Below are 23431 nucleotides of genomic sequence, written 5' to 3' on the forward strand. Positions count from 1 at the left end.
GCAAAGCGGATCACAACGTCGTTGCTGCCCACGCCGCGGCGGGCGAAGTGCAGGTCCGCCTCGGCATAGCCAGCAATCTCGAGCCGATCGGCGGTGCTGGTCGCTGCATCGCGGATCGTGTCGCGGCCGTCGCCGCGCGCGAAGCGATAGGTATCGTCACCCGCGCCGCCGATCAGCTGGTCGTCTCCCAGCCCGCCCGCAAGGACGTTGGCCGTCTCGTCGCCATGCAGCACGTCGCCATCGATGCTCGCCGAATGGGCGAGCAGGTCGGCAAAACTCCACACCGTGCCGTCGGCGAAGCGAACCTGCTCGATCCGCCCGGCGCCCAGCGCATCGTCGATCGTCACGCGCTCGTTGCCGTCGACACGGATCAGGGTGAAGCGCGTCCCCGCGCTGTTCTGGCGTACGCGGATGCTGTCAGGCGTGAAGCCTGCGCCAAGCTCGAGCACGTCGTTCGCGCCGCCGGCATCGGCGATCAGGTCCTGCCCGCCGCCGAGGCCGAAGCGATAGACATCGTCGCCCAGCCCGCCCTCGAGCTTGTCGACGCCCCCGCCGCCATCCAGCACGTCAGTGCCGCCGAGCCCGACCAGCCGGTCGTCGCCGGCGCCGCCCAGCAGCGTATCGGCACCTGCCGAGCCATAGATCAGGTCGTCGCCGCCGGTCGGCGCCGTCGCCATCGCAACCAGCGTCGCCGCACTCCACACCGTGCCGTCGGCAAAACCGACCTCGAAGCCCATGTCTGGCGTCGCCGCCATGCCGAGATCGATGCGATCGCCGCTGCCGACGATCTCGAGCACGACGTTGGCCTGGCCGCGCACCAGCCGCACATCGCTCGCTGCGATCCCCGCGGCGAACTCGATGCGGTTGGCGCCGGCATCGTCGGCGATCACATCCTGTCCGTCGCCGCGCGCGAAGCGATAGACATCACCGCCGCCGCCGCCGCGGAGCGTGTCATCGCCGGTACCGCCGATCAGCACGTCGCCCAGCCCCGAGCCGGTCAACACATCGTTGCCGCCGAGCCCGGACAAGGTCCGCGCCGCTGCAGTGTCGGCTGCGAACAGTCGGACATTGTCGAGCGAGGCGCCGACATTGTCCTGGGCGCCCGTGCCGCGAAAGCCCAGGACATTGTCGCCCTGCACCGCGGTGAGCAGCACCGCGTCGGTCCGATAGGCGATCCCGGTGTCGTCGACGGTCGCGACCACGGCACCGTTCCACAGTACTTCGAAGCTGCCCGAGGCGGCGCTGGTGCGATTGGCATGGTCGAACTGGAGCAGGAGCGACTGGCCGGCAGCGAGCCCTGCCACCGTCTGGCGGATGTCCATGTTGCGGCCATTGCCGTCGAGGTCGAGCCAGTGGGTGCCCTCGGTAACGACGACACCTTCGACGCCGCTGTTCGAGAGCTCGAACTGCGCGCCGTTGGCGTCGCTCCAGCCTGCGAGATTGTACGTCGTCCAGCCCCAGCCGGTATAGCTGCCGGCCGCGGCGTTGACGATCTCAAACCCGCCATTAGTGAGCAGGTCGCGCGTCGCCGAAGCATCCGGCGCGATCCGCACTGCGAGCGCGTCGTCGCCGGCGCTGCCTGCATCGGCGCGGGTCAGCAGATCGCTCCAGCTCCACACCGTTCCGTCGGCAAAGGCGACTGCCTCGATCGCGCCGCCGGGCGCCAGCGCGCCGGCAAGCAGCACGCGCCCGCCATTGTCGCCGATGCGCAGCTCGATGCCGAGCGCGCCCGCCTGGACGACGCTGACATCACCCACCACGATCCCGGCGGCGAATTCGATGCGGTCCGCGCCGCCCGTGTCGCTGATCGTGTCGCGGCCGTCGCCACGTGCGAAGCGATAGGCGTCGTTGCCGGCACCGCCGAACAGCTGGTCGTCGCCGGTGCCGCCCTGGAACAGGTCGTTGCCGTCGCCGGCATCGTCGAGGGTGCCGCCGCGGAGCACGTCGTTGCCGCTGTCGCCGGCAAGGATGTCGTTGCCGCGGCCGCCTTCGATCTGGTCGTCGCCGGCACCGCCGGAGATCTGGTCGTCGTCGAAGCCGCCGTCGATCCGGTCATTGCCCGCGCCGCCCGAGAGGCGGTCGTTGCCGGCATAGCCCGAGATCACGTCGTCGCCGCCATTGCCGAGGATACGATCGCCCAGCGCGCTGCCGTTGAGCACCGAGGCGCCGTCGCCATCGACAATGTTGAGCGAGTTGTCGGTGCCGATCGGCACGCCATCGAAATTCGCGGCGGTCAGCGCGGCGACATTTACACCGACGAGGCGCAGCGCAGTACGGTCGAAGCCCTGCGCGTCGCGCACCACCACCAGCGTGTCGGCCCCGCTCTGGACCAGCCGCACCCGGCCATCCTCGAACGGATTGGGATTGCTTTCGAACAGCCGGATGACGTCGCCGCCCGCACCCGCCTGGAAATCGGTGATCACGTCGGTGGCAATGCCCGCGCTCGCACCGTCGGTCGGCAGATAGGCGTAGATGTCCCGGCCGCTGCCGCCCGTGAAGGTGTCAACCGCATCGTCGTCGGCGACCCCGCCGAACTGATCGTCGCCCGCGCCGCCGATCAACGTGTCGGCGCCTGCACCGCCATCGAGATAATCGGCTAGGCCGGTCCCAGTCAGGCCGTCGTCCGCGCCGCCGCCGATCAGATAGCTGCCAGCGATCGCCACTTCAGCGACCAGCCGCGCCGCGATATCGGCGAGCTGGAGCGTCACGCCGCTTGCTGCGATCTCGACTGCCTCGATCGTGTTGCTGCCGCCCGCGAAGGCGCCGGCAACCGTGATATGGTCGCCGCTGTCGGCAAAGCGGATGCTCAGATCGTCGCCAACCCGACCGAAGCGGATGCGGTCGATGGCATAGCCGGTGATCCGCAGCAGATCGGTGGCGGCATCGCCGCGGTCCTCGATCCGATCGGCGCCGTCGCCCGCGGCGAAGACATAGAGGTCCGCGCCCGCGCCTCCGATCAGCACATCGCTGCCGATGCCGCCGGTGAGCGTGTCGGCGCCCGCGCCGCCCTCGAGCCGGTCGTCGCCGGCGCCGCCGCCGATCACATCGTCGCCGCCCATCCCGGCGAGCACGTCGTTGCCCTCTGCACCGTTGATCGTCTCCGAGGCGTCGGTGCCGGTATAGGCGTCGCTGCCGGCCGTGCCCGCCATTGCGCGCGCGAGCAGATCGGCCTGGGTCCAGCTCGTCCCGTCGGCGAAGCGCACCGCCTCGATCGCACCGGTGCCGGTGCCGACGCCATTCTCGATCGTGACGCGCTGCGACCCGGCGAGATCGAGCACGAACGCCGTGCCGACGCGGGAAACGCGAACATCGGCCTGGGAAACCCCTGCGCCGAACTCGACGGCGTCATTGCCGCCATCATCCTGGATGCGGTCCTGCCCATCGCCTGCCGCGATGCGATAGACATCATCGCCAGTGCCGCCGCGCAGCAGGTCGTCGCCGCGGCCGCCGGTCAGTATATCGGCATCGGCGCCGCCCGAAAGCGCGTCGTCGCCCGCGCCGCCGTCGAGGGTGTCGGCCCCGCCATTGCCGGTGAGGGTATCGTCGCCAGCGCCGCCCGAAAGCGTATCGGCCTGTTCGGATCCGATCAGATTGTCCGCGCTCGCGCTGCCCACGCGAGTCAACGCCGCTACCGCGTCGCGGCTGAGGACGGTGCCGTCGGCGAAGCGCAGTTCCTCGATTGCCGAGGCGTCGTTCGCGAACATGCCGGCGATCAGCAACCGATCGTCCGTGCCTGCGATGCGGATCAGCAGATCGCCATTGACCGCGCGCTCATAGACAAGGTCGCTGGGTGCGATACCCGCGCCGAAGCGAACCTGATCAAACCCGTAATTCTCGGTGATGCGGTCCTGACCCGAGCCCCGGCCGAAGACATAGCTGTCGTCGCCGTCGCCGCCCGCCAGGCTGTCATTGCCGGTGCCGCCATCGAGCAGGTCGTTGCCCGCGCCGCCGTCGAGGCTGTCATTGCCGCCATCGCCGAACAGCTGGTCGTTGTCCGCGCCGCCCCACAGCGTGTCGTCCCCGCCGCCGCCACGGAGCACGTCTTCGCCGGCCAAGCCTTCCAGCCAGTCGCGACCATTGGCCTCACCCGTCGTTTCGACGAGGCGGTTGAGCTGAATATTGTCCAGCGACGCACCGCTTGAATCTTCATAGCCGATGCCGCGAAAGGTCACGACATTGTCACCGGCAGCGGCCGCGACGCGCAGCATGCGGTGGGTCATCGCGCTGCCGGTATCGGTAATGCGCGCGACAACCTGCCCGTTCCACAGCACTTCCAGCCCGCCGGTCTCGGCGTAACTGCGATTGGCGTGATCGAACTGGAGCAGCAGCGATTCACCCTCGGCGAGCCCGCTGACCGTCTGCGAGATCACCATGTTGCTGTTCGTGCCGCCCCCCGAATCCATGTCGAGCCAGAAGGCGCCATCGGTAGCGGGGACGCCGGCATAGCCGCTGTTGACCAGTTCCCAGCCCTGCCCAGATTCGCGAGTCCAGCCGGAGATCGCACCGGTCGAATATTTGCCCCAGCTCTGGCCGCTAAAGCCTTCGTCCGGCGCCTCGAAGCTGCCGTTGACGATCAGGTTTGCCCCGCTTGGCTGGAGCCGCAGCGTCGAATCGCCGATTAGTTCGTCATCGCCCGCCGTGCCGATCAGCCGGTCGTCGCCCGCCGTGCCGGTGAGGCTGCTACCCGCCGACGGCGCATCGACATATTCGCCCTGCGAGGTCGCAATGCGATTGAGCAGTTCGCTGCCGGTCCAGTGCGTGCCGTCGGCGAAACGCACTTCATCGATCGCATAGCCATAAGTGCCGTAGCGGACAGTGAGCCGGTCCTCGGTGCCGTCGATGCGCAGGATCAGGTCGGTGCCGTTGCTCTCGACGGTCACGTCGCTCGCGGCGACTCCGGGCTGGAACGCGATCGTGTCGCCGTCGCTGCTCCAATAATAGTTGTAATGAATCAGGTCCTGGCCCCCACCGCGGCCGAAGACGAAGACGTTGTTGCCATAGCCGCCCTCGAGCCGGTCGTTGCCCGCGCCGCCATTGAGCGTGTCGTTGCCCCAATCGCCAAGCAGCCGGTCATTGCCGGCGCCACCGGTGAGCCGGTCATCGCCGTCGCCGCCGAGCAGCGTATCGTCGCCGGCACCGCCGACGAGATCCGCGCCCGCCGTGAAGTAGGTGGTCGGTACGTTGACCGCAGAATCGCGCACCTGATCGGCAGTCCATACTGTGCCGTCGGCGAAGTGGATCTCGTAATCAGCCGTGTTGAAGCCGAGCGTCCCGAGCTCGCCCTCGACGCGGCCGATTCCGCCGCTGGAAAGCGCATTGTTCAGGCGGATCGAATCCCCGGTGCCGACGATGCGCAGGCGGATGACGCCATCATTCTCCTCGCCGTCATATTCGAGGATCACGTCGGCCGCATCGATCCCGGCCGCGAACTCGATGATGCTGCCTTCGCCGTCGGTCGTCCATTCGTCGATCACGTCGGCGCCGAAGCCCGCAGCGAAGCGATAAATGTCGTTGCCGCTATTGCCGGATAGGATGTCGGCGCCAGTGCCGCCGATCAGCAGATCGTCGCCACCGCCCGCATAGAGCTGGTCGTTGCCTGCGCCGCCCTGCAGTTCCTGGCCGCCGTCACCCGGATTCCAGTTCCAGTCGGCGCGCAGAATATCGTCGCCGGCGCTGCCGAGATAGAGCGACGAACCCGCGGCTTCGAGCGTCTGACCGTCATCGGGCAACGCGCGGTCGACCAGGTCCTGATAAGACCAGACGGTGCCGTCGGCGAAGCGCACTTCGTCGCCCTCGCCAAAGCCCCAGGCGGAGATGCGGTCGTCGCTGCCGATACGCGAAAGGCGGAAGCCGTTTGCGATTGTCGACACCTCGATGTCCTCGGCCGCGATCCCGGCCTCGAACTCGATCGCGTCGCGATCCTCGAAATTGCCCCCGTCATAGATACGGTCCTGGCCCGAGCCCGCAGCGAAGCGATAAACGTCGTCGCCCTCGCCACCATCGAGATAATCGGCACCGGTGCCACCGGTAAGCACATCGCTGCCGGTCCCGCCGTAAATCTCGTCATTCCCGGCCGCGCCGTCGAGACTGTCGTCGCCGTCCGAGCCGTCGAGCAAATCGTCGAAGGCAGTGCCGGTGAGCGTATCGGAGACCCCGCCGCCGAACTGAACCGCGGGCGCCGCATCGACGATCAGCGCGAGCATGTCGGCGTTCGACCACGTCGTGCCGTCGGCGAACCGCACCTCGCCGATCGCGCCAAGCCCGTCGAACCCGCCCTCAATCAGGATGCGGTCGTCGGTGCCGTCGATACGAAGCGAGAACGTCGAGCCGTCCGGCTCGGCAAAGAGGGCGACGTTCGCGGGATCGATCGTCGCATCGAATTCGATGATGTTGCCAGCATCATCATCATAGACCAACGCGTCCTGGCCAAATCCGGCCGAGAAGCGAAAGACGTCGCTGCCCTCACCGCCTTGCAGACGGTCATTGCCCGTACCGCCGACGAGGATGTCGTCGCCTTCGGCACCCGAGAGCATGTCGTTGCCCGCGCCGCCCGTTAGTGTGTCCGCACCGCCACCTGCGTAGTAGCGATCGTCGATTTCGGTGCCGGTGAAGATGTCGCCGCCGTCCGAGCCATATTCCCAATAGCCGGGCGAGCTGGCCATTTCGAGAATGGTGTCGGCTGGCCAAACGGTGCCATCGGCGAACTCGACACTCACGGGCATCCCATATGCGCCACGCGCAATGCGGATCCGGTCGACGCCCTCCGGATCGATCAGGAGCAGGATGTCGCTGGTTTCGGAATCATATTGTACGCGCACGTCTCCGGGGTTGATCCCGGCCGCAAACAAGATGCGGTCCTCGGCCGCTCCCCAAAGTGAGGTATCAATGACGTCCTGCCCGTCGCCGCGTGCGAAGACGTAGGTATCCGCGCCATCGCCGCCGTCGAGCAGGTCGTCGCCTGCCCCGCCCGCCAGCGTATCCGAACCCACGCCGCCATAGAGTTGGTCGTTGCCCGCCTCGCCGATCAGTGTGTCGTCACCGGTCAAACCATCAAGAATGTCATCGCCCGCGCCACCGATGAGCGAGTTGGGGCTTCCCGGCGCGATCAGGTCGGCACCGGCCTGCGCGATCGCTAGCGCCAGCAGATCGGCGCGGCTCCATTCGGTGCCGTCGGCGAAGGTTACGGCGGCAATCGACGCATCCTGCGTGCCGCCGACGATGCGGACCATATCCTCGCTGCCGGTGCGCCGCAGGATCAGGTCATAGCCGTTGCGCGCGGTCTCCACGACGATGTCGGCGACGGCAACCGTCGCGTCGAACGCTATCGTGTTGAGATCGTCCAGGCCGTCGCCAGCCCATTCATAGACCACATCGGCACCCCAGCCCGCGGAGAAGCGATAGGTGTCAGCGCCTTCGTTGCCGTTCAGCCAGTCATTGCCGGTGCCGCCGTCGAGCAGATCGGCGCCCAGGCCGCCGCTGATCTCGTCCTCGCCTGCGCTGCCCAGCAGCGTATCGCTGCCGGTGCCGCCGTTGATGATGTCGTCGCCTGCGCCGCCGATCAGCGTCGCGTCCGCCTGTGCGGGCTGCTCGACCAGCAGCCCCTCGCCCGGATGCGCAAGCATCGCGAGGTCCTCGATCGACCAGGCCGTGCCGTCGGCAAAGCGCACCCCTGCTATCCGGCTCAATTCGAGCGCGCCGCGCACCAACACCCGATCGTCGCTGCCGATCAGCCGCAGCGTGATGTCGCCCCAGCCGCCATTATTATCGATGCTGGTCTCGACCGCTATCTCGCTCGGATCGATCCCCTCGCCGAACTCGATCCAATCGGCCGGCTCGGATGGTCCTTCGAAAGTCGGCGCATGGACTTCGTCCTGCCCAAAACCACGCTCGAAGCGATAAACGTTATTGCCGTCATTACCTTCGAGATAATCATTCCCCGCGCCGCCCTCGAGCACGTCGTCGCCGGAATTGCCGGAGATGCGGTCGTCGCCCGTGCCGCCGCGCAGCACGTCGTCGCCCTGCCCGCCGTCGATCCGATCGGGCCCGGCCGTGCCGTCGATAATTGCCGGCGCACCATTGGCGTCGAGTTCGACGCCCTGGTTCTGTACCGACATATCCCAGAGATTCTGGTTGGTCAGCACCGTGCCATCGGCGAAGCGCACCAGCCCAATAGCATTCGATCCGGCGAGGCGGATCCGGTCCTCGCTGCCCTCGAAGCGCAGCACCAGCGATTCGGTCGTCGGCGAATATTCGACGACGAAATCGGCAAGCGACAGCGTTGCGTCGAACTCGATCACGTCGGGCGAGCCCGCCTGCGACGAATCGTAGATTTCGTCCTGCCCGAAGCCAGCCGAGAAGCGATAGGTATCGCCGCCGCCATTGCCGCTCAGCGTATCGTCACCGGCGCCGCCGACCAGCACGTCGCCGAGCGCGCTGCCTTCGAGATAGTCGTTGCCGCCATTGCCGCGCAATTCGGTTGCGCCCGTTGCGGAATAGGCCGTGACCGTGTCATCGCCCGCGCCGCCCAAATAGGCCCCCGCCGAGCTGCCATTGGCGGTGATCCCGGGAACCGCATCCTGGCTGACCCGCGCGATCGCATCGGCATAGCTCATCGCCGAACCGTCGGCGAAGCGCAGTTCCTCAACGCGATACTTGTCGTCCCACAATCCGCCCTGGATCGTGATCCGGTCGTCGGTGCCCGCGATCGCGACGACGAGGTCGCCGCCCGATCCCCAGAAGCGCAGCATCGCCGCGGTGATGCCTGCGCCAAAGACGATCGCATCGTTGCCGCCGCTGTAGAGCGTCGGCCAGTCGCTATGCTCGTCGCGGATGATGTCCTGCCCGTCGCCCAGGCTGAACAGGTAGAGATCGTTATCGCCGCCGCCGCGCAGCACGTCGTTGCCCGCGCCGCCGGTCAGGCGGTCCGCACCCCAATAGCCGTTGAGCGTATCGTTGCCCGCACCCCCCGTAAGCGTGCCGGCGCCGTTGTCATCGTACAGAAAGTCGTCGCCCGCGCCGCCGGTCGACAGCTTGGTGATGATGTCGTCGAAATATTTGATCACCGATCCGTCGGCGAAACGCAGTTCCTCGATCCGGTATTTGTCGTCGCGGAAGCCGCCCTGGATCGTGATCCGATCCTCGGTTCCCGCAATGGTGATGACCAGGTCGCTGCCCGACACGGCGTAGCGCAGCATCGACGCGGTGATTCCGGCGCCGAACTCGATCGCGTCCTTGTCCCCGCCGCTGTACAGCGTCGGCCAGTCGCTATGCTCGTCGCGAACCGTATCGTGCCCGTCGCCGAGGTTGAAAACATAGACGTCGCTGTCGCCGCCACCGCGCAGCACATCGTTGCCGGTGCCGCCGATCAGACGGTCGCTGCCCCAATGGCCACTCAGCGTATCGTTGCCAGCACCTCCGTTGAGCGTTCCCGCATCGACGTCGTCGAACAGGTTGTCGTCCCCCTCGCCGCCGGTCGAAAGCGCCGCGACGATGTCGTTGAAATATTTGACGACACGCCCGTCGGCGAAGCGCAGTTCCTCGATCCGGTATTTGTCGTCGCGGAAGCCGCCCTGGATCGTGATCCGGTCGCCGGTGCCCGCGATCGTAACGATCAGGTCGCTGCCCGAAACGCTGTAGCGCAGCATCTCCGGGGTGATCCCCGCGCCGAACTCGATCGCGTCGTTGGCCCCGCCGCTATACAGCGTCGGCCAGTCGCTATGCTCGTCGCGTAGGATGTCCTGCCCGTCGCCAAGGCGGAAGACATAGACGTCACTGTCGCCGCCGCCCTTGAGCGTGTCGTTGCCGCCATTGCCGACGATCCGGTCGGTGCCCCAGCCGCCGTTCAGCGTGTCGTTTCCGAAACTTCCGGTGAGCGTCTCGGCCGCACTGGTGCCGTTGATCGTCGCGTCATTGCCGAGGAGATGCGGCGCCCCACCGAAATTCTCGTCGGTGAGTTGGCTCGCCTGGACACCGTTCAGTCGCAGCAGCGCGCGCGCATCGCCGACCTGTCCCGTGCCTGCGGGTACGAAATAGACCAGCGCGTCGGCGCCCGACTGGCGCGCGACGACGTCGCCGGCGAGCCCCTGCGCAACGGAGATGTCGAGCACGTCGCCATTGGCGCCGGTCTTGAAGTTGACGACGCTGTCGACGCCCTCGCCCCAGGCTGCGTTCGGCACAAACACGTCGTAGCGGTTCTGCGCCGCTGTCCCCATCAGCTGTCGCGCGTGCAGGCCAGAGCCGATCTGGAACACGCTGCCCAGCCCAGTCGGCACGCTGGCCGTGCTGGTCTCGACCGAGACGACCTCGACTCGCTGATCGTTGCTCGCGCCACCGGTGGCGCCGCCAAAGCCATACCAGACCGTCGTCAAACCGCCGAACAGCGTCCCGACCGCATCATAGCTCTTGCTGGAAATCTGCTGGCCATCGAGCGTGTAGGACAGCGTCTGCGACGCCGCATCCCAATGGATCTGGACGTCGTGCCAAGCGCCGTCCTCAATATTCGCATGGCTGTGATAGGTGTCGAAACTGTTGTCGTCGACGGCGCCGCCCACGACGATCTTCGAGAAATCCCCAGGCTGGCCGCCATTGGGATAGGTATCGAACGCGATGCCGAGTGAATTGCCGACGAGCGCGCCGAGGCTTCCGCCGCCCGAGCTGCTGAGCGCCGAGGGGCCCTGCGCCTGAAGCGCGAAGGAAATTCCGTCGGCGCCGCCGTCGTTCGCGCCGAAATAGACCCGCGTTGCCCAGGTGACGTCCTGTGCGAGATCGATCTGGCCCCAGATCGCACCGGCCTGATACCCGGCGTCGGGCGTCAGCTGATAAACGCCGTCTGCCACGTGGTTCGCCGAACCGACCGCGGCGAGCGCATCGACCGGAAGCGCGATTGCGCCATTTTCTGCGATCGCGATCGTCGAACTCGACTGGCTGCCGCCAGACTGGCCACCACCCCCCGGGAAGATCGGATTGGCGAAAGGATCGCCACTCGCCGGATAGAGCCGCGCCTCCGCCGCCGCCGCATCGACCACCATCGCGCGCAGCGATGCCGCCGCGATCGTGGTGCCGTCGGTGAACTGGACCTGGTCGATCGGCGCAAGATTGGCGAGCGCGCCGCGCGCAATCGTCACGCGGTCGTCAGTGCCGACGAAACGCAGCACCAGATCGTCGCCGGATTTGGTGACAACGAGCTGAGCCGACGTCAGCCCCGCCGCGATGCGCAGCGTATCGACCGACCCCGCACCGTCGATCTCGCGGATCGTGTCGCGCCCGTCGCCCGCGCCGAACTCATAGACGTCGTCACCGGCACCACCGGCGAGGATATCGTCGCCGCGGCCGCCGTGGAACGTCACCGGCATATCGCCGATCTGGCCGAGGTTGACCGAATCGTCGCCCGCGCCGCCCTGCGCCAGCCGTGCATAAAGGTCGCTCAGCGACCAGCGCGTACCATCAGCGAACAGCACTTCCTCGATGCCGAGATCCTGCCCACCCGGATTAGCGGCGAGCAGATCGCGCAGCACGACGCGGTCGCCCGTCGTCCCGACCAGCAGCGCGACGTCGCGCCCGCCCGCGGCCACCACCTTGACGTCGCTAGCCGCGATCCCGGCCCCGAAGCGTAGCCGATCGGCGCCGTCGGCCGCCGATCCGCGATCGTCGATCACGTCCTGGCCGTCGCCGCGCTCGAAATAATAGACGTCGGTCCCTTCGCCGCCCTCGAGCAGGTCGTCACCCTTGCCGCCCGTGATCACGTCGGCGCCGCGCCCGCCTTCGAGATGGTCGTTGCCTAGCCCGCCATAAATTTCGGCGCCGGTCCAGGCACCGCTCGAATTCTTGGTCGAGGGCACGACGATATGATCGTCGCCATCGGTCGGCGGGACTTCGAGCGCATAGGCCGAGAAGCTCTTCGTCCGGCCATCGGCAAAGCGCACGCTGCCGATCACGGCGTCAGGATCGTTCGCGGGATCGACCAGCGTCACGCGATCGTCGGTGCCCGCGATCATCAGCACCAGATTGCCGTCCACGTCGCGCTTGGCGACCACATCCTCCAGCGCGATGCCAGTACCGAATTTGAGCGTCGCGGTGCCGTCGGGCGCATTGCCCGGCTCGATCCGATCGATGCCGTCACCACGGTTGAACACATAGGTGTCCGCGCCACCCTGGCCGATCAGCAGATCGTCGCCGCGCCCGCCCTCGAGCGTGTCGGCACCCGCCGTGCCGACGATCCGGTCGTCGCCCGAATTGCCCGCCGCGTCGGCCATCGCGAACAGCACGGCGCTGCTGAAGCTGCTGCCGTCGCCGAAAGTGACGCTGTCGACGCCGCGGCCCGAACCGTCATAGCGCAGCACGACCTGGTCGCCCGCATCGCCGAAGCTGAGCACCAGTTCCTGCCGATCGGGCGCCGCGCGCACGACACGCATCTCGTCGGGGCGATAGCCGCTGACCTTGAGGACGTCGGCGCCGTTCGAATCGTCGATCACGTCGCGGCCGTCGCCGATGACGTAGAGATAGGTGTCGTTGCCCGCGCCGCCGCGCATCTGGTCGTCGCCGGTGCCACCCCGGATCTGATCGGCGCCGTCGCTGCCCAGGATGACGTCCGCGCCGCTGCTCGCCTGGTCGTCGATCGCGCGCTGGACCAGGGTCGCCTTGTCCCAGCTCGTCCCGTCGGCGAAGAGGATCCGCGGCACCGCACCGCTGCCGAGCGCTCCGGCAATCACCACCTGGTCGCCCGTCGCCGGGAAATCGAGGATCAGGTCGCTGCTGTCGAGCGTCGACAAGCGCACGATGGCGTTCTCCGCGCCCGCGCCGCTGAAAGTGACCGTCGCATCGGTGACGCCGTTCGGCATCTCGACCCGGTCGATCCCGTCGCCCGGATTGACGATCAGATTGCCGCCATTGGCCATCAGGATACGATCGTTGCCGCGGCCCGCGGTCACTTCGGCGTTGGCACCGAGATCGCGCATGTCGATCAGGTCCTGGTCGCCCTGCGACGAAGATGCGAACAGGTTCGCGCGCACTTCGGCGATGGTCAGCGCCGTGCCGTCGGCGAAGACGAAATTCTCCACCGGCGTCGCGTTGTAGCCGCCGAGCACGACGAGCACGTCGTCGCCCGCAGTGAAACTGACCACCAGGTCGCCATCGACATTGGCGAAGCGGACGCGGTCCTGCGTCAGCCCGTCGCCGAACACGATCCGGTCGACGCCGCCGGTATCCTGGATGCTGTCGCTGCCGTCGCCGATGCCGAAGCGATAGGTGTCGTTGCCGCCGCCGCCGGCGAGCGCGTCGGAGCCCTTGCCGCCCGCCAGCGTGTCGTCGCGATTGTCGAAGCCGATCAGATTGTCGTCGCCGTCGCTGCCCAGCAGCAGCCGGTCGAGCACCGAAGGCAGCGTGATGGTTTTGCCGTCCTCGCCGGTGAAGCTCGTCGCTTCGTCCAGCTTGAGCGACGAGCCGTCGGCGAAAAGGAATTCCTCGACCCGGGTATTGCCGAGCCCGCCGACGATCGTGAGGAAATCGAGCCCGTTCTGCAGGTCGATAACGAGGTTGGTCCCGTCGCGACGGAAGCGGACCTGGTCGCGCGATACCGACTCGCCGAACACGATCTTGTCGATCTTGCCCGTTTGGTCGGCATATTCGACGATCTGGTCGGCGCCATAGCCGACGCTGAAGGCATAGGTATCGGCCTCGCGCCCCCCTTTGAGCGTATCGTCGCCCTGACGCCCGTCGAGCGCGTTGGACTGGTCGACCAGCCCGGTCAGGATATTGTCGGCCGCGTTGCCGCCGCTGATCTGCATCGCCTGCTCGACTGCGGCAATCGGCACATAGCTGCCGTCGTAGAACAGGAAACCCTCGATCGCGCTTTCGACGTTGAGGAAATGGTCGCGGATCCGCAGGCTGTCGCCATAGGCTATGCCCTGCGGGCTGAGGAAGGTGAGCACCAGATCGTTGCCGCTGCGCTCGCGGACCATATTATCCCAGGTGATACCGGGCCCGAATTCGACCACGTCGTTGACGGCAACGTGCATGCCCGGGCGATCGGGCCAATAGGCGCGCTTGCGCTTGTCGACGATGACGTCGTCGCCATAGCCGATGTCGAACTTGTAACGATCGCCGCCATCGCCGCCGATCAGCGTGTCGTTGCCGCCGCGCCCGTCGAGCAGCTCGCCGAAATCCGATCCCCGGATGGTCTCGTCGGCATTGGTCCCGACCAGGTCGAGATCCTCTGGGTTCACATCGGTCCAGGCGATCATCCGGTCGGTGAATTCGAAATATTCGACGGCGAAATGCTGGCCGTCGTCGCGGACGAACTGGTTCTGCAGCACCAGCGTCTCGCCGGTGCCCTTCACTGTGATGATCAGGTCGAGCGCAGTGCGCGAGAAGACCACGTCGCCGCTGGCGATCCCCTCCATCCGCACGGTCTCGTCGCCGTCCTCGTCGAGGATCGTGTCGGTGCCATAGCCCAGGCCGAACACATAGCGGTCGTCCCCGCTCATGCCCTCGAGCACGTCATTGCCCGCGCCGCCGTCGATCTCGTCGCGGATGCCGGCAAAGCCATAGATATGGTCGTCGCCCGCGGTCTTGGCGATATCGACATAGTGCTGGAGCAGCTTGAGGTACGACCAGCTGGTGCCGTCGGCGAATTGGATCGTCTCGACCAGATTCACATAGCCGATCAGGAACACTTCCTTGAGGAAGTCCTTGAGGATCAGCTGGTCGGTGGTGCCCTTGACCTGGAGCGTCAGCGTGTCCGACGGGCCATCGCGCAGGAAGTCGAAATCGGTCCAGCGCAGATCGTCGGTGAAACTGAGCTTGTCATCCTTGTTGCCGAACAGCGCGAACGAATAGTCGGCGTCCTCGAGCACGTCCTGACCATAGCCTTTGCCATAGACATAGGTGTCGAAGCCCTCGCGGCCGGTGAGATAGTCATTGCCCTTGCCGCCATCCATCGTGTTGGCGTTGAGCAGGCCAAAGATCGCGTCGTTGCCGTCGGTCTTGGCATTGGCGAGCACGCGCTCGACAATCTGGCCGAAATCTAGGCTGGTACCGTCCTCGAAGATGAAGCGCTCGATCAGGTTGGGCGCGACATAATCGAGCCCGTCGCTGCTGCCGAGTATCTCGCCGAACAGCCCGAGATTGAGCCGGACGCCGCCGAACTGGCCGACCACCTCGACCGTATCGCTGGTAGGATTGCCATCCTTGTCGAGCACGACGATCTTGAGATTCTCGCTGGCCCCGTCGCGGATCAGCTTGAGATCGTCGGCGCTGATGTCGCCGTTGAAGCGGATGAAATCGAGCCCGGCCTTTACCGGCCCGAACGAGAAATTGCCGAGATCGTCGACGACGTCCTGCCCGTCGCCCCGCTCGAAGACATAGATGTCGCCGCCGGCGCCGCCCGAGAGATAGTCGTTGCCCTTGCCGCCCCACAAGATGTCCGACGAACCCGAGCCGGTATAGGGATCGTTGAAGGTGCCGGCCGCGCGCTCGCGATCGACGACTTCCAGCGACATGCGGGTACGATCCCAGATGATCCCGTCAGCAAAGACGATCGTGTCGACGCCCGACTGGAGCTGCTTGCCGTTGCTGAGATATTCATTGAGCTCGCCCAGGAACTGGTTCTGGATGCGCACATAGTCGGTGCGCCCCTCGATCTGGAGCAGCAGGTCCTGTCCGTCGCGGATGCCGCGGACCTGGTCCGCATTGACGTCGGTGAAGCGCAGCTCGTCGACATCGCCCGCATCGGTATCGACGATCCGGTCCTGTCCGACATTGCGCCCGACGAAATAATAGTCCGAGCCAAAGCCGCCGTCGAAAACCTGGTTGCCTTCGGACATGTAGAAAAAGTCGACGCCGCTGGTGCCATTCACCTGCGTATCGGTGGCGGTGTGCGTGCGGATCCGCGTCTCGTCGATCGACAGCGCATGCGCGGCGGCGAAGATGTCGAGATCGATGCCGACGGTCTCGAACGCCGGCAGCATCATCTGGAAGATATAGGCCTGGTCCACCGCGACCGTGGCGCCCCACAGATTGCCGTCGCCCTGCATCTGATAGTCGGGGTAGATCTGCCAGAGCAGCTCGTTCCAGTCGGTCAGATAGTCGAATGCGGCATCGTCGGCATTGCTGGGCGGCGCGCCCGCGAAGATCGCCTCGAACAGCGGCGCGAGCTCGCGGTCGGTGGTCGCGTGATAGCTGTTGGTTGCAACGTCATAGGCGATGCCCTGCGCGAACTGCGACAGCCCGCCCTGCAGCGCCATGCGCACCGCAGTGCGCCGGCTGACCACGATATATTCGGCCATCGACGCGCCAAGCAGGTCGATCATCGGCTTGATCGACGAGACATAGTCCGCGCCCACCGGCGCCTCCGCCGCGCCTGCGATCACCGAATAGCTGAGATGCCCGGTTCCATCGTTGGCGACCGCGGTGAGCATCTCGGGGTGGAAATCGATCCCGCCCAGGCTGGTGGCGAAATGGAACTGCGCCGGGGTCAGTAATTCGACGCGATAGGCCGAGTCATCGGTCGAGCCGACCTCGTCGAGATGGTCGAAGTCGATCGCATAGTTGCGCAGGTTGAATTCGCGATAGTCGCCGGTCTTCGCCTGGAGCTCGAGCGCGCGATCGAGATTGCGCGCCCAGACATAGAAGCTGCCGTCGCGATCGGTCACCTGGACGGTATAGTCGACGGCGATCCCGTCGGCGAAGCGCACGCCGATCTGCTCGACCGGCAGGTCGGCATAGGGATTGAAGCCGATCTCCTCGACGCGCCACTCGCGCCCGGCGGCATGCGCCTGGGCAAGGATGTCGTCGCGCGTCGGCGCGGCAATCACGGCGCCCGATGCATTGACCACCGCCGCGCCGCTGGCGAGCCGCCAGCTGCCATCGGCGTTGCGGATGCCGTAATCGACCACCACCGCACGACCGCCCACCATCTGGACGAGATACGGCGCCTCTGCGCGGAACTGCGGCGCGCTGCCGCGCGTGCTCGGCGACCAGCTCTGCTCGAGCCGCCAGCCGCTCCCCATCGCAAGCAGGTCTTCCAGTGTCGCGCGCGCGATCGGCTGGCCGCCAGCGCCGGTGATCGGCGCACCCGAGGCACGCGTCCAATAGCCGCCCGTCGCATCCTCGACATAGACGCCGCGATCGAGCAGCGCGGGCTTGCCGTCGCTGCCGGTGCCGACCAGCACCGGCGTCAGCTCGCGGGTCTGCTCCAGCGTCTCGCCCCAGGCACCGAGCACGTCGCCCGCCTGCTCGACAAGGGTCTTGAGCTTGGGGCTGGTCATCGCCGCGGCACGCTCGGCGACGAGTTCGCCAAAGCCGATGTCGTTCGCCATCGCGATCGACAGGTTGGTGATCGAGCCGAAGCCCTTGCTGTCGAGGTCGAGGCTCTGCAGCCAGTCGGGAAGGCCGCTCTCGCCGCCGTAGCGCGTGTCGAGATCGCTCGAGGCGAAGATCGCCTCGAACATCCGCGTTACCGCGCCATTGGCGAAGGTCACGCTCGAACGGCCGGTCAGCTGGGCGCCCTGCGGCGTGGTGGTGTCCAGCGCCTCGCGCGCCAGCGAGATCGAGACGATGCCGAGCTGGTCGAGCGTCTTGAGCTCGCCGGCATCGGTCACGCCGTCCTGATCGTAATCCTGCCAGATCTTGAGTTCGGACCAGATCGCGTCGGCAACGCTGATCTTGCCGTCGCCATTGCTGTCGTGCTGGGCGAGATCTGCGAAGCCGCCCTCGAAGCGCTGGCCGAACATCTCGGTGATGTCGTCGATCCGGCCATTGCCGTTGAGATCGCGGACGAGGAAGCCGTCATCGCCTTTGATCCAGCCGGTGCGCTCGGCGAACAGGTCGCCGTCGAGGTCGAAATAGATGCGCGAATCGTTCGCATCGACGGTCTCGATCCCGTCGCCGTCGAGATCGATGACCAGCGGATCCTTGCCCTCGGCCCAGGCGGTCGCCTTGGCGGCGCGCTGCAGCGCCGACATCATCGTCAGGATCGAATCGAACGACGCGAGCAGCTGCGCCTGGATCGCGAAAACGCCCGAGCCGGCGATCGGAGGCAGCGCCGCGACCAGCTGGAGGAAGCCGATCAGCGGATTACCCTTCTTGAACACCATGTTCATGGTGCCCGCGGGCTTGCCGGTATCGTCGCCCTCGTTGCCGAGTTCGTAGGTTTCATATCCCCAATAGGTCGTGACGAAGTCGAAATTCTTGATCCGCATCACGCCCGATGCGTCGAGCGAACCGCCCTCGCCGTCGGGCACGGCATTGAAGATGCCCGGCTTGCCGGTCACCGCGCGGAAGAATCCGTCGAACACGTTGCCGACCAACAGGTCCTTGCCGTCCATCTTGTAAGTGAGGAACGGCATCAGATTGTCGAAATAGACCTTGTTGCCCGCAGCAAAGGCAGCCGTGTTCGCCGCGCCGACCACGCCCGAAGCGACTTGCAGCCCGCCCCCGGTCATTGCACCCAGCGCAAAGCCGACGATCGACGCCGCCGCGTCGCCGCCGGTCATCGGGATGCCGAAGAATTTCAGCACGTCATAGTGCTGGGCATCCATGATGACGGTGTCGGGGAAGTACCAGAAATTGTCCGAATTCTCGGACTTGTCCTCGGCGCGCTCGCCCTCGGGGCTGACGCCGTTGACATAGTCGCCCCACAGGATGCCGTCCTTGGAGCTATTGAAGATCCAGTCGCGGCCGAGCCCACCTGCGGTCACGGCGCCCTTGCCGCCGACGACCAGGATATTGTCGTTGCCGAGCCCGCCATCGATGATGAGTTTCAGATCCGATTGCGCGGTGGCGCCAGTGGCGCCGGGAACGGCTTCGCCCGCCTTCACCACCTTCGGATTGAAATAGATGACGTAATCGTTGCCGGCGCCCGCGGAGATCGTCCCGTATCCGGCGTGATTGTCGTCGTGGAAGAAACCCTGGTGAAGACCGAGCAGCGAGCTGAGGTCGCCGCCGAAGAACACGTCCTGCTTGTCGGTAAGCGTGATATCCTCGGCACCGCGGACGGCGAGCGCTGGCAACGGGTCGAACAGGACGCTGAGCACGGTGCGCGCGACCGTCGGCATGAGATCGGTGCTGGTGGTCGGGAACGACGTATAGTCGCGAACCGAGCCGTTGATCATCAGCAGGCCGGTTTGGCGCTGCGAGAAATCCACTGCATCGAAATCGTCCTGCCCGAACGTCCCGAATTCCCCGTCCGGCGCCGCGTTGCCGAAATCGATGATCAGCGGGACCTTCGACATATCGTCGTCGATCGACATCGTGTCGCGGCGCTCGGTCAGCTCCAGAACGTCGATGTCGACGAGCGCGTCGGTCGTGACATTGCCCGTCTTGGGATCGCGGACCGAGATCTTGATTGCGCTGTGCGAGTCATATTCGACGATCTCTGCGCCGACGATTTCGAGCCCCTGCTCGCGAAGCTTCTGAGTGACCGGGTCCATAACCGAGTAGCGAAGCTTGTCTTCCTCATCGAGACCGACCAGGCCGAGTAGGAAGTCCTTGAAGGTGTCGACCAACGATTTCTCGAGCGAGTCGCCGACGAAGAGATCGTCGTCCACCGCCGTATCTTCGTCGCCTGCTCTGCCGCGACGGCCCGCTTCGGGATCGGGTTCGTCGTCGCCGACATAATCGACGATCTCGTCGCGGCCGCGACCACCGACGACATGGTCCTTGCCGCCACTGAGATACGCCGTCGAATCGCCGCCGTTCAGCACGATTAGATCGTTGCCGGTGGTGTCGTGGACCTCCTTGGTCTTTTCCGGCGCGATGAAGACGTCGACATGCGTCTCGTTGCCGGTACGCTCGTCGACGGTGTAGCTTCGCTCGGAAAGCCGGACGATGTCCGCGTTGTCGTCGGCGATATGATAGCGATCGAAGATCGCTCCGCTGTCGGCGCCCCAGATGTTGCTGGCAAGGGCCTGCAAGGCCCCTTCATCAATCGTCCGTGAGGGCAGCCCGAACAGACCGCGCCAGACCGAAAGCAGCGAGAAATCCGACAATTCATCGGCCTGCCCGAAATAGGCGCGTCGGAAGACTTCGAGCTCATAGGGCTCCAGTTTCGTCGCCAGGCCCAGGGCGTCCTTCCACAGGACGTCCGACACGTCGAGCGCCAGCACATGCTCCCCGGCACCCAGGACGCCCTGGCGCACATCCACCTCGCCCGCCGGCGTCGATATCGTGCCCCCCATCTCCTGCTCGCGATCATAGATCGCCAGGGCCCCCGCATATTGGACCACCACGTCCGACAGATATTGCTTCACATCCTTGAAGATCTGACCGATGCCGATGTCGAATTCGAGATGAGCGTTGAGAAAAGCAACTCCCCTGCCGACTGCAGCGGCCAGTTGGTCAGCGTCGTCGAACATTGCCCAGATCGCGGTGTTGCCGAATGGCAGTTCCTGCGCACCGACAGGCAGCGCGGAATAAGCAATCGCTTCCTGGACAACTGTCGCCGCACTGCCGGCGGGGCCGATATGCGCCTGCGCGCCGGGAATGGTGTTGGCGATGTCCTCGCTGAAGTACGAGTTCATCAATTCGGTGCCGATGGTCGTCCACGCTGTCTTGCCGTTGTCGCGCGCCCAGATCAGGTCGGCCAGCAATGCCATCGAGTGCAATGTGACGGGATTGCGCAAACCACCATTGCTGTCGAGATACGTTACCGAAACGGTCTGGAAGGCACGCAGCGCCAGCACGAATTCCAGTATCTCGCCGGTGGTCGCGAAGGCGGAAATCTTGCTCCAATCAGGCGCCACGGCCTCGCCGTCGCCATAAATGAGCTTCTTCAGGTCCTCGTCGCTGGTGCCATAGGCTCTGTTGACGCCGCCATCGAAGGTCATGTTATCGAATATCGTCGCCTCTTTCCCATATAAGGCTGCCACGAACCCGGCTAGACCGCCGCCCAACGAATGCCCTGTCGTAACAATGGGTGCCGTGAAGGGATCGCTCCCTTCACCGGCAATCTTCTGGTAGAATTGCAGGGCAAGCTTAGCCTGCTCGCCATAGGGTGATCCGGCACCAAGCCCGAAGCCGTTCTTGGCATCGTCATAGAAATTGGAGAGGCTATCGGGGTTCGTCCCGCGATAGCTGATGTATTTCTTGCCATTCCATTCGTAAGCGATCGCATAGAACCCGACTGCCATGTCGAGCCGATTTCCGTTCTCGTCGCGAAGTATCGATGAGTCCGACAGGATCTTGAAATCACCAAGATAGCCTGAAACGGGCAGACCGCTCTGGTGCTGGCCATAGCCTCGATTGTAAGTGTCGATGGAAAGGATAGCGAGGAGGAGATCGTTATCCATCACTTGGCTCCCAGAGAGAAGTTTTCGGGCCCGATGCGGCGAGGATCATCCAGCGGCAATGAAGCGTACCATTTGCCGAACTCGGGCCGGCCCGCGTATCGCGGCATGTCGCGAGCGGAGTTTCGCGTTACCGGTTGATCGGTGATTTCCACGGAGATGCTGCGTAGCGATACGCCGTCGCCAAATTCGATCGCCAGATTTGCCGGATCTACAGGGCGCACGCTGGTCGGGTCGTCCAGATCTGCGAATTGGACCAGGAACGGGCATGCGCCGGCATCGCTAGTCGGCGCGGAGCAGTTCAACACGGCGCTGCGTCCGACCTGACCGCGGATCGACTCTAGATCATCGATCCGGTTCCGATTGTGCGGCAGGAGCCCCGCGCGCCCCCGGCCAATGTCGCCGAATAGCCTCTCCGGTAAAAGGCCCATGTCATCGAACGAAGTTGGCAGTCCTTCCCGCGAACGCCCTGCCAGAAGCGCGAACATTGATCCGCGCGCGCCGAGATCGACAATCACGGCGTCCCCCTTCAGACGCGCATCATAGCTGCCCAGCATGCCCTGACGAAGCGTGAAGCTCCACACGCTGGAGCCCGATCGCACCACGCCATGGTCCGTAACCTGGACCGTCACCCGATATCGCACTTCGACCGAGCGTTGGCATCCGGTCAGGCTGAGTAGGGCGAGGAGGTACGCCCATGGCGCGCGGGCCGCGCGCTTACCTCTGTTTGTCCAGGCGACCTGCGTCCAACGCGGCGGGATGACGACCAGCTTCGAGATCATGGCCGACGTCAACTCCTTGCGATCAAGCGGGAAGGGTTAAGGCCGTGCCGTAGCGGCCCGGAGGTCGAGGCGATGCGATCGAGCTTTTGCGAAATGCCGAGCACCCAAGGTGCGCGTTGGTCGAGCGTGACGAGCGGCGGCGTATCGGCGATCGCGATGCGCATCCCCGCGAAACATATGCCGTCACCCAGCACGCGCTCGGATTCCCGCGGATCCACGGCCCGGATCGATTCGATGTCCGCAGGATCGACGACCACCAGATCAGGACAGGATTGCGCGTTCTGACCCGCGAACATCGCGGCATCGGGCGTCTCGACTTCGATCGTCAGTTCATAGCGAATCTGGCTGTCGCGAAGCATGCTCTTGCCGACCGCGAGATAGAGCAACGTCGCAAGCGCGGCGAACGCCCCGGCAATATGCCGAGACCGCACCCGCCCCGCAGGCGATCGGACCCGCTCCCCCAGTCCAGGCATATCCCCCCCTTCCGGCGCATGCTGCCCAACTGCCGCGCCGAAACCATTCCCGGAATTCAATCAGCAACGTCGCGTAAGCGTGGTGGCAAATCAAGCGCAACAATTGGTACTTCGATCAAATAAATCATCTGGACAAAACGACTTCACCATTTCTTGGAAAGCAGAATCCGGCGACTCCAAGTAACAGAAATGCCTTGATTCTCGCCGTTGACAGCCACCACCTCGCAGTTGCTAATGTGGCGCAAACTTGGAGACGGGGGAGTCAACCAAATGAACGAAAGTGAAACGAACGCCGCGGTAACTAATGTTACGCCTGCGTCACCACAGCTCGATCCCGAAATCGCCAGGAAGCTCGCCGCGGTGCGCAGCCATGTGCGGGAGAGCTTCGGCAATGTCGTGATGACGATGATGATGCTCCCGCGCTATCGTCACCATTCGATCGCCGATCTCCAGCACCTCGTGCTCGAGCCGCTGATCCGCGATCGCATCGCGCTCGCCTATCCGCGCGAGACCGAGGACAAGGCGATCGCCGACGTCACCGGCGTCGCGATCTGGGCCAGCGTCTCGGACGAGGCCGATGCCCGCATCCGCGATCAGATCGCCGGAGGCGTGTTCCCGATCCGGCTCAAGGCCGACGATTGGACTTCGGGCGACAATAACTGGCTGCTCGACGTGATCGCGCCCGATCAGAAGACCACTGCGACGGTGATCGCCAATTTCCGCCAGCTGGTGAAGGAAGGTGGCCTCAAGCTCCATCCGCTCGTCACCAAGCTCGTCGATGCCGAGACGCTCGCCAAGATGGGCGCTACTCGCGGCGGCAAGCCGGAAGCCGAAGCGGCCGAGATGCCCGAACCCGCCGGCAACGCCTGATCCCGCGCCGAGCGGCACGACAACCGCG

General features: G+C 65.4%; 3 protein-coding genes and 1 pseudogene. 1 reads left to right on the plus strand and 3 read right to left on the minus strand.

What is annotated here, in order from left to right; translation table 11 throughout:
- Window positions 1-158 precede the first annotated feature (158 nt).
- The 3 genes and pseudogenes from AB2M62_RS10450 to AB2M62_RS10460 form a co-directional block, all read right to left on the minus strand.
- Window positions 159-21281: pseudogene (locus AB2M62_RS10450) on the minus strand (calcium-binding protein); the annotation flags it as partial.
- Window positions 21281-22060, minus strand: coding sequence for a hypothetical protein (locus AB2M62_RS10455; RefSeq protein WP_404333518.1), 780 nt, complete (start codon window positions 22058-22060; stop codon window positions 21281-21283). The pseudogene AB2M62_RS10450 and the gene AB2M62_RS10455, both read right to left, overlap by 1 nt.
- A gap of 8 nt (window positions 22061-22068) precedes the next feature.
- Window positions 22069-22533 (minus strand): hypothetical protein, encoded by a 465-nt coding sequence (locus tag AB2M62_RS10460; RefSeq protein ID WP_404333520.1) that lies wholly within the window; start codon window positions 22531-22533, stop codon window positions 22069-22071.
- A gap of 270 nt (window positions 22534-22803) precedes the next feature.
- On the opposite strand from AB2M62_RS10460, the gene AB2M62_RS10465 reads away from it, so the two are divergent.
- The gene (locus AB2M62_RS10465) at window positions 22804-23403 is read left to right on the plus strand and encodes a toxin-activating lysine-acyltransferase (protein ID WP_404333522.1); all 600 of its coding nucleotides are present in this window, start codon (window positions 22804-22806) and stop codon (window positions 23401-23403) included.
- Window positions 23404-23431: the final 28 nt, after the last annotated feature.

The organism is Sphingomonas sp. MMS12-HWE2-04 (assembly GCF_044881185.1).
Taxonomy (GTDB): domain Bacteria; phylum Pseudomonadota; class Alphaproteobacteria; order Sphingomonadales; family Sphingomonadaceae; genus Sphingomonas.